Source organism: Phenylobacterium composti DSM 19425 (assembly GCF_059568645.1).
In genome coordinates this window covers 57,215-70,396 of sequence record NZ_JCANTT010000014.1, presented here as the reverse complement: position 1 = coordinate 70,396, position 13,182 = coordinate 57,215, and the positions used below count along the sequence as shown (strand labels likewise).

10 protein-coding genes are annotated in these 13,182 nt (G+C 70.3%); 4 read left to right on the top strand and 6 right to left on the bottom strand.

All coding sequences use genetic code 11. The annotated features are described in order from the left end of the window. Positions 1-49 precede the first annotated feature (49 nt). The 4 genes from BO64_RS08975 to glpK all read right to left on the bottom strand — a co-directional run bounded on the left by BO64_RS08975 (position 50) and on the right by glpK (position 7,069). Entirely contained in the window at positions 50-3,292 is a 3,243-nt protein-coding gene (locus BO64_RS08975) for an efflux RND transporter permease subunit (RefSeq protein WP_496403215.1), read from the bottom strand. After that, positions 3,292-4,449, bottom strand: a complete 1,158-nt coding sequence (locus tag BO64_RS08970; RefSeq protein WP_496402955.1) for an efflux RND transporter periplasmic adaptor subunit — start codon at positions 4,447-4,449, stop codon at positions 3,292-3,294. The genes BO64_RS08975 and BO64_RS08970 overlap by 1 nt, the downstream gene beginning before the upstream one ends. 290 nt (positions 4,450-4,739) lie before the next feature. Then, entirely contained in the window at positions 4,740-5,510 is a 771-nt protein-coding gene (locus tag BO64_RS08965; RefSeq protein ID WP_496402954.1) for a class II aldolase/adducin family protein, read from the bottom strand. Positions 5,511-5,572: 62 nt separating this feature from the next. Then, positions 5,573-7,069, bottom strand: a complete 1,497-nt coding sequence (glpK, locus tag BO64_RS08960; RefSeq protein WP_496402953.1) for a glycerol kinase GlpK — start codon at positions 7,067-7,069, stop codon at positions 5,573-5,575. Positions 7,070-7,194: 125 nt separating this feature from the next. Between glpK and BO64_RS08955 the strand changes: the two genes are divergently transcribed. The 3 genes from BO64_RS08955 (at position 7,195) to BO64_RS08945 (ending at position 9,756) form a co-directional block, all read left to right on the top strand. Next, entirely contained in the window at positions 7,195-8,316 is a 1,122-nt protein-coding gene (locus BO64_RS08955; protein WP_496402952.1) for a DUF2336 domain-containing protein, read from the top strand. 49 nt (positions 8,317-8,365) lie between these two features. Beyond that, positions 8,366-9,160, top strand: a complete 795-nt coding sequence (locus BO64_RS08950) for an NAD kinase (protein ID WP_496402951.1) — start codon at positions 8,366-8,368, stop codon at positions 9,158-9,160. Between the two features lie 110 nt (positions 9,161-9,270). Then, entirely contained in the window at positions 9,271-9,756 is a 486-nt protein-coding gene (locus BO64_RS08945) for an Hpt domain-containing protein (RefSeq protein WP_496402950.1), read from the top strand. Positions 9,757-9,776: 20 nt separating this feature from the next. On the opposite strand, the gene BO64_RS08940 is transcribed toward BO64_RS08945, so the two are convergent. Both BO64_RS08940 and spbR read right to left on the bottom strand, forming a co-directional pair. Continuing rightward, complete coding sequence (locus BO64_RS08940; protein ID WP_496402949.1) at positions 9,777-10,553, bottom strand: NUDIX hydrolase; 777 nt, start codon at positions 10,551-10,553, stop codon at positions 9,777-9,779. Between the two features lie 56 nt (positions 10,554-10,609). Continuing rightward, positions 10,610-11,743 (bottom strand): SpbR family protein, encoded by a 1,134-nt coding sequence (gene spbR, locus BO64_RS08935; protein WP_496402948.1) that lies wholly within the window; start codon positions 11,741-11,743, stop codon positions 10,610-10,612. 242 nt (positions 11,744-11,985) lie between these two features. Between spbR and BO64_RS08930 the strand changes: the two genes are divergently transcribed. Beyond that, positions 11,986-13,176, top strand: a complete 1,191-nt coding sequence (locus BO64_RS08930) for a CaiB/BaiF CoA transferase family protein (protein ID WP_496402947.1) — start codon at positions 11,986-11,988, stop codon at positions 13,174-13,176. The last annotated feature ends 6 nt before the right edge of the window (positions 13,177-13,182 follow it).

Below are 13,182 nucleotides of genomic sequence, written 5' to 3'. Positions count from 1 at the left end.
TCCTCGGCCTCCCCTTCGTGGGGAGGCCTTTTTCTTTGCCGGGACGGCCCTATTCGGCGGCGTTCGCCACCCGGGCGCGCTCGGCCTCCTCGAAGGCCTCGATGCGCCGCGCGGTCGCCATAGGCGACTTCGTGAAGCGCCCAAGCATGTTGTAGAACACCGGCACGATGAACAGCGTGACGAGGGTGGCGAAGATCGCCCCGAAGAAGATCGTCACGCCGATGGTCCTCCGGGCCTCGCCGCCCATGCCGCCCCACACGATCAGCGGGATCGCCCCGGCCGCCGCCGCAATCGAGGTCATGATGATCGGCCGCAGGCGCAGCGCGGCGCTCTCGATCACCGCCTCGCGCACCGACAGTCCCTCGTCACGCAGCTGGTTGGCGAACTCGACAATGAGGATGCCGTTCTTGGCGGCGATGCCCACGAGGATGATCAGGCCGATCTGGCTGTAGGTGTTGATCGACGAGCCGGCCAGGAGCAGGCCGAACAGGCCGCCCAGGGTGGCCACCGGCACGGTCAGCATGATGACCGCCGGGTGGATCCAGCTCTCGAACTGGGCCGCCAGCACCAGGAACACCAGCAGCAGGGCGAGGCCGAAGGCCACGCCCACCGCGCTGGACGACTCCAGATAGTCCCGGGCCCCGCCGCCCCACTTCACGCTGCCCGCCACGCCCTGCTTCTCGGCCTCGGCGCGCAGGAAGTCGATGGCCTCGCCCATGGAGTAGCCCGGGTTCAGCTGCGCCGTCAGGGAGATGGCCCGCAGCCGGTCCACGCGCGCCCGGTCGGGCGTGTCGCCGCGCACCCGGGTGGTCACGAGGGCGGACAGAGGCACCGTCTCGCCCGAACTGGCCCGGACGTAGAGCTTGGCGAGGTCCTGCTCGGTCTGACGGTTGGAGCGGTCGGTCTGCAGGAGCACGTCGTACTCCTGACCTTCCTTGATGTAGGTGGTGACCCGCCGGTTGCCGAACATGGTCTCCAGGGCGCGGCCGACGGCCTGGGTCGAAACGCCGAGGGCGGCGGCCTTGTCACGGTCGATGTCCACCACCACCCGCGGGCTGGTCGGCTCATAGTTGAGGCGCGGCCGCGCAAGACCCGGGTTCTGCTCGGCGGCCTGCAGGATCGGACGGATGCGGCGCTCGATCTCGGGGTAGTCGTTGCCGGTGAGGATGAGCTGCAGGCTGGAGCCGCCGCCACCGCCGCCGCTGCCCGGACCGCCGCGCTGCAGCCCGCCCTCCGGCGAGACGATGGCGCGGACCGAGGTGATGGAGCTGAGCTCGCGGTTCAGCTTGGCCGCGAACTCCTGGGTGGTCATGTCCGCCTTGGGCGACAGCATGGTGTTGCCGCCGGCGGAGTTGAAGCTGCTGGCGCCGCCGAAGCGCGGGATCGAGAGGACGTAACGCTCCAGCGTCCCGTTCTCCACATAGCCCATCAGGATCTTCTCGAGCTGGTCGGCGGCCGCCTTGGTGTAGTCGTAGCCGGCGCCTTCCGGGCCGATGATCATGACCTGCGCCCGACGGCGGTCTTCCTCGGGTGTCAGCTCCTTGGGCAGGACGTTGAAAACCACCACCGCCAGGCCGGCGAGGAGCAGCACCAGGGCGGACGCGCCGAGGGTCACGGACCGCTTGCCCAGCATGGCTTCGAGGGAGGCGTGGTACGACTCCTTCAGCTTGTCCATGGCGGTGTCGATGATGTGGGCCAGCCGCCCCTGCGCCTTGGCCGGACGCAGCAGTTTGGACGCCAGCATCGGCGACAGCGACAGCGCCATCAGGGCCGAGAAGCCCACGGCGGCGGCCACGGCCACAGCCAGTTCGACGAACAGCCGGCCGGTGAAGCCCGGCATGAACATCAGCGGCGCGAACACCGAGATCAGCACGATGGTGGTCGCCACGACCGCGAAGAACACCTGTCGGGCGCCGCGTTCCGCCGCCACCAGAGGCGGCTCGCCCTCGTCGATCCGGCGCTGGATGTTCTCCACCACCACGATGGCGTCGTCCACGACGAGGCCGATGGCCAGCACCAGGGCCAGCAGGGTCAGCAGGTTGATGGAGAAGCCCAGCGGAGCCAGGACGATGAAGGTGGAGAGAATGCAGATCGGCGCGACGATCGAAGGGATCAGCGCCGCCCGCCAGGTGCCCAGGAACAGCAGGTTCACCAAGGCCACGCAGCCGAGCGCGATGCCCATGGTGATCCACACTTCCTCGATCGCGTGTCGGGTGAATTCGGTGTAGTCCACCGCTACCTGGATGTCGGTGCCCTTGGGCAGGCTCGAGCGCAGCTCCTTGATCGTCTCGCGGACGCCCTTGGAGATCTCCAGGTCGTTGGCCAGGCTCTGGCGGAAGATGGCGATGCCGACCTGGTCCTCGCCGTTTGAGCGGTAGGCGCGCCGCCGCTCGTCGGGCCCTTCCTCGACCCGAGCGATGTCGCCGAGGCGGGTGATGTAGGCCTGGCCGGCGGTCGCCGTGGCGACCTTCTGGGTGGCGCCAGGCGCCGCGCCGGCGCCCGCGGCCGCGCCGCCCAGGGCCGCGGAACCGCTGGTCGAGGCCGGGCTGCGCGACGGGGTGATGGGCAGCCGCGCGAACTGCTCGGGCGTGGCGTAGCCCCGAGCCACGCGGATGGTGAAGTCCTTGTCCGGCGCTTCGAGCGAACCGGCCGGAAGCTCCAGGTTCTGGCTGTTCAGCGCGGTCTCGACGTCCTCCACGGTGATGCCGCGGGCCGCCATGGCGTCCGGATCGAGCCAGATGCGCATCGAATAGTACTGGGACCCGCCCACGCCGACGTTGGCGACGCCGGGCACAGTGGAAAAGCGCTCCACGAGGTAGCGCTGGGCGTAGTCCGAGAGCTCCAGACGGTTCAGCGTCGTCGAGGTGAAGCTCAGGAACATGATCGGCGACGCGTCGGCGTTCGCCTTCTGCACTGTCGGCGGGTCGGCCTGCTCAGGCAGCTGCTGCAGGGTCCGGCTGACGGCGTCGCGGACGTCGTTGGCCGCCGCGTCCAGGTCCCGGTCAAGGGTGAAGGAGATGCTGATGCGCGAGGAACCGTCCCGCGAAGCCGAGTTGATGCGGTCGATGCCCTCGATACCGGCCACCTGCCGCTCGATGACCTCGGTGATGCGCTCTTCGATGACCTCGGCCGAGGCGCCGCGATAGGTGGTGCTCACCGACACCACCGGCGGGTCGACGCTCGGCAGTTCGCGCACCGTCAGCGACTGGAAGGCCGCAAAGCCGACCACGCAGAGGATGATCGCGGCGACCGCCGCGAACACCGGACGCCGGACAGATATGTCCGAGAGCATCATGCCGGGGTCCTCGCGCCTTGGCCGGCGGGCCGCCCCCCGACCTGGATCGGCTGGCCGGGCTGGATCTTGTTCAGACCGTCCGCGACGATCCGCTCACCTGGCTGCAGGCCGTCGCGGATTTCCACCAGGCCCTGCTGACGGACGCCGGTGACCACCGGACGCTGCTCGGCCACCGCCCGGTCGCCGCTCTGGCGGATGACATAGACGAAGGCGGCGTCGCCCTGCACCGACACCGCAGCCTCGGGGGCGCTCAGGCTCTGGCGCTCGCCGCGGGAGATGCCGACCCGGATCAGCATGCCGGGCTTCAGCCGGCCGCCGGGGTTCGGGAATTCGGCCCGGGCGGTGATGGCCCGGGTGCGCTCGTCCACGCGGGTGTCGAGCTGAGAGATGCGGCCGGTGATGGTCTCGCCCGGATAGGCGTCCACCTTGGCGAGGATGGTCTGCCCCTGGCGCAGCTGGGCGAGATAGCGTTCGGGCACCTGGAAGTCGACGCGGATGGCCGAGATATCGTCCAGGGTCACGATCGGCGCGCCGGGATTGACCAGGGCGCCCGGCGCCACGTCCGACAGGCCCACGACCCCGGCGAACGGGGCGCGGATCACCCGGTCGGCCTCGCGGGCCTGGGCGGCGCGAAGGTCGGCTTCGGCGGCGCGGTAGGCGGCTTCGTACTGATCGATGGTGGCCTTGGAGGCCCAGCCCTGCTCGCCGAGGGTGCGATAGCGCTCGTAGGCGCGCTGAGCCTGAACCAGCCGGGCCTGAGCCTGGGCGACGCCGGCGCCCTGCTCCGTCGCCCGGAGCTCAACCAGCACCGCGCCGCGCGCCACCTGCTGGCCGTCGCGGAAATGCACGCGCTCGACCAGCTGGGTGGCCGCCGCCGTGAGCGTGACCGACTGGCGGCCCTTGGCGACGCCCAGAACCTCGATGGTGTCGTTGAAGGCGCGCGGCTCCACCACCGCCACCGACACCTGGGTCGCACCGAAGCCCCCGCGCCCCGGACCGCCGCCGGGACCTCCGGGGCCCTTCGCCATGGCGCCGGGCGGGCCGCCCGGTTGCCCGCCGCCCGACCGCAGGCCGAACACCTTCAAGCCGCCGACGACGACCATGACCACCAGCACGACAAGGGCTGCTGCAAGGAAGAAATGCCGTCGGATCAAACTCAGATGCTCCATCGCCCTGCCGGGGGCGCACGTTCGTAAGAGGGAAGCTCCGTTACAGCGCCTCTAAAGCTCCATCCAATGACTGGGGGATGGCTTAGCGTTTCGCCTATGAAACTTTCCCATTAAAAAGACGTCATGCCGCGGCAGAACCACAGCGGCGCCCGCGGTGGCGGCAGCTTTTTCGTCAGCCCACGCCTGTCAGGCGGGGCCGCAACGTCCCTGAGGCCGGAATCGCTGCGCCGGCATATGGCCGGAAATCAGGCGGGCGGGGCCGAAGCCCCGCCGGATCAGGCGTCGTAGCCCGGAAGCTCGCGATCGAGGCGGCGCAGACAGCCCGGCCAGGCCAGGTTGCCGCCAATGCCGCGGGAGGTCTGCATCTTCACCTCCGCCTGAGCGGCGTCCGGGGCGAACAGCACGTTCTCGCGGCCGGCCGAGAGGGCCATGATCTGCTGCTTGCAGGCCCGCTCCAGGAAGAACATCCCGACCCAGCAGTCACCGGCCGTGGCGCCCACCGAAAGGGTGCCGTGATTTCGCAGCAACATCAGTTGCTTGTCGCCGATATCTGCCACGAGCCGCTCACGCTCATCGAGGTTCAGGGCGATGCCTTCGTAGTCGTGGTAGGCCAGCCGGGGCAGCACGATCAGCGCATGCTGAGTGAGCGGCAGGAGCCCTTCCTTCTGGGCCGACACGGCTACGCCCTGGTCCGTGTGCAGGTGCATCACGAACTTGGCGTCCTCACGGGCGTCGTGGATCGCCGAGTGGATCGTGAAACCCGCGGGATTGATGAAGTAGGGCGTCTCCTGAAGGATGTTGCCCTGCAGGTCGATCTTCACCAGGGACGAGGCGGTGATCTCGTCAAACAGCATCCCGTAGGGGTTGATCAGGAAATGGTGATCCGGGCCCGGGATGCGCGCCGAGATGTGGGTGTAGATCAGGTCGTCCCACCCATGCAGCGCCACCAGGCGGTAAAGCGCCGCCAGATCGACCCGCGCCTGCCATTCCTCGGCGCTCACCTTGCCCTTCAGCGAGACCACGCCTGCCGCCGAACCGTCCGCCATGGGGCTCCTCCCTCGAGCTTGTTCCTTATCGCCGTTCAGGGTCGCGCCCGCCCGGCCAGCCGTCAAGTCGCGCGGACCCGCGCCACGGCGTCGAGCCAGCGGGCATAGGCGGCCTCGCGGAACGCCTCGTCGCGCCGGGGGCCGTAGCCTTCGGTCCGCGGCCGCGAAGCGGTGGCCTCGGCCACGTCGCGATAGACTCCTGCGCCGACCCCGGCGAACAGGGCCGCGCCAAGGGCGGTGGTCTCCTGGTAGGTGGATCGGCAGACCCGCACGCCGGTGAGGTCGGCCAGCCGCTGGCTGAACCAGGGACTCTTCGACATGCCGCCGTCGATCCGCATCTCCACCGAGCCGGCGAAGGCCTGGGGGGCGTCGGCCCGCATGGCCTCGATCAGGTCTCGCGTCTGCAGGGCGCAGGCGTCGAAGGCCGCCTGGGCGATCTCGGCGCGGCCGGCGTCGCGGGTCAGGCCGAAGATCGCGCCTCGGGCCCCGGCGTCCCACCAGGGCGCGCCGAGCCCGGTGAAGGCGGGCACCAGCACCACCCCGTGATCGTCCCGGGCCTTGGCCGCCAGAGCCTCGGCCGCCTGTGGGCCTCCCTCCACGCCCAGGCCATCGCCCAGCCACTGGATAGCGGCGCCGGCGATGAAGATCGCCCCCTCGAGAGCATAGGTGGTCCGGCCGCCGACCCGGGCCGCGATGGTGGTCAGGAGCCGCGCCCGCGACGGGGCCCGGCTTTCACCGGTGTTGATCAGCATGAAGCAGCCGGTGCCGTAGGTGGCCTTCATCTCGCCCGGCCGGATGCAGCCCTGCCCCATCAGCGCCGCCTGCTGGTCGCCCGCCACCCCGCGGATCGGAATGGGGCGGCCCAGCAGCTCCGGCTCGGTCTCGCCGAAGTCGCCCGCGCAGTCCCGCACCTCGGGCAGGAGTGAGAGCGGCACGTCAAGCAGCTCCGCGAGCTCGGCCGACCATTCGCCCGCGCCGATGTCGTACAGCAGGGTGCGGGAGGCGTTGGTGGCGTCGGTGGCGTGAACGCGCCCGCCCGTCAGTTTCCAGATCACCCAGGCGTCGATGGTGCCGGCCAGCAATTCCCCCCGCTCGGCGGCCTGCCGGGCGCCGGGAACATTGTCGAGGAGCCAGGCGAACTTGGTCCCCGAGAAGTAGGGATCCAGGAGAAGGCCGGTCAGGTCGGTGACCCGGGGCTCGTGGCCCGCGTCCCGCAGGCTCTGACAGGCCGGTTCGGTCCGCCGGTCCTGCCAGACGATGGCGTTGTGGATTGGCCGCCCGGTGCGCCGATCCCAGATCACCGCCGTTTCGCGCTGATTGGTGATGCCAATGGCCGCCACGGCGTTCGCCCCCGCACCGGCCGCCGCCAGGGTCTCCCGCAGGACCTCCACCGAGGCCGCGAAGATCTCCTCGGCGTCGTGCTCCACCCAGCCGTCGTGCGGATAGATCTGCCGGAGCGGCCGGCCCGCGTCGGCGAGCGCCCGGCCGTCGTGGGCGAAGAGGATCGCGCGGGTGCTGGTGGTGCCCTGGTCCAGCGCCAGGATCAGCGGTTCGGCCATCGTGCCCCTCGTCTCCCTGATTGCGACCTGTGCGTGCAGAACGCGTGCGTTTTAAACATGTCTTCATCCGCCCCGTTCAGGATCGCTTATAGCCGTGTTCGGTCTGGGGATTGGGGGGATTTGGCTTGGGCGTCGCGCTCAGCAGCGAACGGCTGCTCGATCTCGCCAAGAGCCGTGCGCCCGCCGACCGGGAGCGCCTGCTGCTGGCCATCGCCGACCTGTGCGACACGCCCCATGCCGGCGAGGCGATGAAGGAGCCCCAGATCCAGGGGCTGCTCTCCTCCATCTTCATGAGCCTGGTGGTCGAAGCCGAGCGGGACATCCGCCGCCGGCTGGCCGAAAAGCTGGCGGACGCCGACTGGGTGCCGCCGGCCCTCGTCAATGTTCTGGCCCTCGACGAGATCGAGATCGCCCGCCCGGTGATCGCCCAGAGCCCCCTGCTCCGTGACGTCGACCTCGTGCGCCTGCTGGTCGAAGCCACCATCGAACATCAGATCGAGATCGCCCGCCGCCCGCGGCTGTCCCAGAACATCGTCTCGGCCATCCTGCACCAGGGCGAGCCGGCGGTCCTGACCGCCCTCGCGGGCAACGACACCGCCGAACTTTCGCCCCGCGACATGGCCGAACTGGTGGAGCGCTCCCGCCAGATCGCGGCCCTGCGCCAGCCGCTTGCCCGCCATCCGCGGCTGACCAGCGACCTGGCCGAGCGCCTCTACCTCTGGGTGGGCCAGGCGCTGCGCAGGTCGTTGGCCGACCGCTTCCGCCTGGACGCCGCCGCCCTCGACCGGATGCTGGCCGAGTCCGTGCTCGAAGCCCATGCCGGCTCGCCCCGGGCGGCGAACGCCCCCCTGGTCATGGCCCGCGACGGCGAACGCGAGGAGATGGAGCTGCGGCTCATCGAAAAGCTGCACGCCGCCGGCCAGCTCAGGCCGGGCTACCTCGTCCGCGCCCTGCGCGAGGGGCGGCTGACGCTCTTCATCACGGCCCTGGCCACCCTGGGCCGCTTCGACGGCGCTCACGTCCGGCGGGCGATCGATTCCGACCGGCCGGAGCTTCTTGGCCTCGCCTGCGCGGCGGTGGGCATCGATCGCAGCGTCTTTCCGACCATTCTTGAGCTCGTCCGGAACCTGAATGACGGCAAGCCCGGGGGCGGCCTCGAATCGGCCCGTCGCGCCGCGGGCGCCTTTGCGCCGGTGACTCCGCGGGTGGCCGCCGCCGCCTTCCGGCAGGCGGCCAAGGCGCTCTAGCGCATCCGACGCTGGACAGACGCCTCGGGTTGCGGCGTTCTCCTCCGCCATGTTCACGCCCGAGCCCTTCCTCACCCGCCTGACCTTCACGGCGAGCGACCGGCCCGAAGCCCAGGAGGCCCGGGCGCGGCTCGTGGAGCGCTACGGGGACGTCGGCGAGGCGGACGCCCAGGTGATCGTCGCCCTCGGCGGCGATGGCTTCATGCTGGAGACGGTGCACGAGACCGTCCTGCGCAATCCCGCCGGGGCCAAGCCGATCTACGGCATGAACCGCGGCTCGGTCGGCTTCCTCATGAACGAATACAGCGAGGACAGCCTGCTTGAGCGGATCAACGCCGCCGAGCGCGCTGTCATCCATCCGCTGCGGATGATCGCGCTCGACATCTGGGGCCGCAGGCACGAGGCGCTGGCCTTCAATGAGGTCTCGCTCCTGCGCCAGACCCGTCAGACGGCCAAGCTCCGCATCTCGGTGGACGGCAAGGTGCGGCTCGGCGAGCTGTCCTGCGACGGCGCCCTGGTGGCCACCCCGGCCGGCTCGACGGCCTACAACCTCTCCGCTCACGGGCCGATCATTCCCCTGGAAGCCAAAATCCTGGCCCTGACTCCCATCAGCGCCTTCCGCCCCCGGCGCTGGCGCGGCGCCCTCCTGGCGCACACCGCCAAGGTGGATTTCCGCATCCTCGAGGCCGAAAAGCGGCCGGTAAGCGCGGTGGCCGACAACTTCGAGGTGCGCGACGTGACGGACGTCAGCGTCGCCGAGGACCGCAACGTCTCCATCACCATGATGTTCGACGCCGGCCGCAGCCTTGAGGAACGGGTGCTGGCCGAACAGTTCGCGGTCTGACGGCGGACAAGGCCCCGCCGCCTCTCCGCACGGGCGGCCATGCCCGACTTATCAGGTGTTATTAACGGGTTGCGCCTTAGGGTCTCCGTGCGACCCGCCAGGAGAGCCCCGTGAGCGAGCAGAAGTCCGGTCACCTGATCCAGCCGTCGAACGCCCTGCGCCTCAAGGTCGGAGGCGGTCGCCTCGGCACGATCGACGCTGCGGCCATCGCCAAGGCGGAGGCCGCCCTGAAGAGCCTCTCCGGCAACTTCGCCCAGTGGCTGAACGACGAGGTCGCCAAGCTGGAGGCCGCGCGCCAGGTCGTGCGCAGCGAGGGCGCCTCGCCCGAGACCATGGAGACGCTGTACCTTCGGGCCCATGACCTCAAGGGCCTGGGCGCCACCTATGGCTTTCCGCTGATCACCCGCGTCGCCGGCCTGCTGTGCCGGCTGATCGACGACCGCGCCAAGCGGGTGAACGCGCCCATGGCGCTGATCGACGCCCACATCGACGCCATCAAGGCGGCCGTCCGCGACGACATCAAGGACCTCGACCACCCCATCGGCAAGGCCCTGGTCCAGGAACTGGAAACCCGGATCACCGAGCTCGGCGCCTAGACCGGGCGCGATCGCGGGCTTCAGCCCATGATCCGCTCCAGCGGCTCGGCCACGTCGCCGTAGCCGGCCTCCGGGGGCAGGACGAGGACGCGCTGGTCGCCATGGGTCTCCACCTTCGGCTCCACCGTCACCAGCGTCCGGGTCCGGGCCCGCGCCACAGCATCATCCGCGTTCTGCGCCTCGCCCAGCAGCTGCAGGTTCATTCGCGTGGGGAAGATTACGGTGCGCTGCCCGGCCGCCGCCAGGCGCAGCGCCTCGTCCGGGGCGATCCATTCGGCGTCCACCGTCTCGCGCCCGTCACAGGCGGCGAGCTGGCCGTCGGGCGCGCGCACCACATAGAACCAGGTGTCGAAGCGCTTCGGCATGATCGGCGGCGTGATCCACCGGGCGAAGACCGTAAGCGCATCGAGGGTCAGACGCACGCCGAGCCCCCTGACCACGTCCAGGAACGCCGCCTCGCCGCGATCCACCGCCTGCCGCACCGCCGGGTCGCAGGCCTCGGCGAAGGGCCGGCCCTGGGCGTCCTGGGCGAGCAGGATGCCCGCCTCCTCAAACACCTCTCGGATCGCCGCCACCCGCAGCCCCCGCTGCTCGGGCTCGGAATCCTCCCAGCCGAGAGCGTGCGCGGCCCAGGCGGGATCGTGATCGCCCGCGTGGGTCTTGCCGCCGGGAAAAACCAGGGCGCCTGAAGCGAAGTCGATTTGCTGGTGGCGCTTGACCATCAGCACCTGGAAGGCGGGGTCGTCGCGCAGCAGGAGGATGGTGGCGGCGGGTTTGATCTCGACGGCGGCGGTCATGGGCCAAGCTTGGGACGCGTCGTCAGCGCGGACAAGCATGCCGCAAGGTCAGGCGCTCAGGCGGCTACGCCGGTCCGGCCGGACGCTGTCGCGCCCATGCGTGCAAGCAGATAGTCGACGTCCTCGCGGGAAGCGGCCTGAGGCTGGGTGAGGAAGCGCTGCAGCATCCGCTCCTGGAATCGCTCGCGGTCCCGCGGGCCGCCGTCGAACTCCATGGCGTGGAAGGCGTCCACCGCAGCCCGGAAGGCCGGGAACAGCCGGGCCGGCAGCCCCGCCCGCTCGTAGATCGCCCGCAGGCCCAGCGGCCCGGCGTCATGGATCATCAGCCAGGTGCGGTGATGCGGCACCCCGGCCAGTTCGGCGACGCCCCATTCGAAGAAGGTCATGTGGCCATGGGCCAGAGCCCGTAGCAGCAGCGACGGCGTCAGCCGGCCAGTGGCGTGGAGATGAGTGACGAAGGCCTTCACATCGGCCGTGCGCCCGGCCTCGTCCACCAGATCGATCGTGGCCCGCTCCGCCGCGCTCACGGCGACCTCCAGGGCGACCTCGGGCGAGACCGAATGCCTGGCGATCAGGTGGTCCCGCACCTGATCGCTGACCAGGGTGATCAGCCGCTCAGTCACCGACAGCGGCAGGGCACGGCGGTAGGCGATGGCCGCGAGGACCTTCTCGGACTCCGCAAAGCGGCTCACCGCTCGCTGGAGCGAGTCCTCGGCGAAGTCCGCCCCTTCGTTGGCGCAGGCCGCGGCCACGGCCCGCTCAGCGCCATGTTCGGCGATGGCGTCGGTGACCTTGCGCGACAGGGCCGGCCGCTTGGCGATGACCAGCTGCCGCACCGGCCCGCCCAGTCGAACAACCTCGGCCAGATCGTCGTCGGTGAAAGCCGGCGAGAAGGCCAGCATCGGCAGGCAGACGCTCTCCACGTCCCGGGCGAGCCGCCGGGCCACATCCCGGGGCACCACCGGCGAGGCCTTGAGCACATCCACCAGCGCCCGGCGCACCATCACGGCCGCATCGGCGGCCATCACCCGGAGGATCTCGGCGGCTACCGCCCGCTCCTCGTCGGTGAGGACCGAGCGCTCGATGGAAATGCAGAGTTTGCGGGCGGCTCGGGCGCGCTCGTCCGGCGTGGCGCCCTTCACCAGCGTACGGATATCACTCTCCGTCAACGCCGATCGCGTCGTCGCCATCAACCCGCCCAAGACCCTGCTCCGGTCCCACCGGAGTCCCACGAGTCGAGTTATCAACCGTTAAGCTTAATGAGTGGTTGTGACCCGAATCTGTGGATTAAGGGTTGTCCTTCGACCTCAACCCAACCAGACGGCGACCAACCGCCGCACGAGCCGGGCTCACGTGGCGGTCACCGCCGCGTGGTGGCCTGACAAGCGGTCCAACAGCCGTTTAAACTGCCCGAAAACGGGGGAGAGAACGCGTGCTGCTGAAGGGCCTGAAGGTCGTCGACTTCACCGCCTACATCGCCGGGCCGGGGGCTGCGGCCATCCTGTGCGACTGGGGCGCGGACGTGGTGAAGGTGGAGCGCCCCGAGGGCGACGCCATGCGCCACATCTTCGGCGATGTCGATATCGGCTCCAATCCCACCTTCGACGTCGACAACCGCGGCAAGCGGGGGATCGTTCTTGACATCGGCAAGCCCCAGGGGCGCGCGGCCCTGACCAGGCTGGCGGCCGAGGCCGACGTCTTCCTGACCAATGTGCGGCCGGGCTCCCTCAAGAAGTACGGCCTTGATGCGGACACCCTGCGGGCCGCCAACCCGCGGCTCGTCTATGCCGTCATCACCGGCTACGGGCTGGAGGGGCCCGAGGCGCGCAAGCCCGGGTTCGACGTGACCGCCTTCTGGGCGCGTGCGGGCGTGGCGGCCATGACCGCGCCCAAGGGCATGGATCCGTTCATGCTGCGCTCCGGCGTCGGCGACCACACGACCGCCCTGGCGACGGTCTCGGCGATCCTGGCGGCCCTCTACGAGCGCGAACGGACCGGCCAGGGCCGCCTCGTGCAGACCTCGCTGCTGGCCACCGGGGTCTATGTGATGGCGTCGGACCTGGCTGTGCAGCTGAAGCTGGGCCGCCTGGCTTCGGCGAGGCCGCGGGACAATCCGCTCAACCCCCTGGCCAACTTCTATCGCAGCTCGGATGGACACTGGTTCGTGCACAATCCGCGAGGCACCAGCGGCGGCTGGGAGGCGTTCTGCGCGGCCGCCGGCCGACCCGACCTCGTGACGGATCCCCGCTTCGCCACTGGCCGGGCGCGGCGGGAGAACGGCAAGGCGCTGACCGAGGAGTTCGACCGGGCCTTCGGCGCCCTGCCCTTCGACGAGATCGCCCGCCGGCTGGATGAGGCCGACCTTGTCTGGGCGCCCGTCCAGACGCCGGCCCAGGTTGTGGCGGACCCCCAGGTCGCCGCCGCAGGCGCCTTCATCGAGATCGAGGACGGCCAGGGCGGGACCCATCGCTCCATCGCCGCGCCGGCGCGCTTCCCGGGCGCGGACGCCGACCGCCGCCCCCCCTCGCCGAAGCTGGGCGAACACACCCGCGAGGTGCTGGCCGAGCTGGGTTACGGCGAGGCCGAAATCGAGGCGATGTTCGAGGCGGGCGCCGCCGCCTGACCCGTC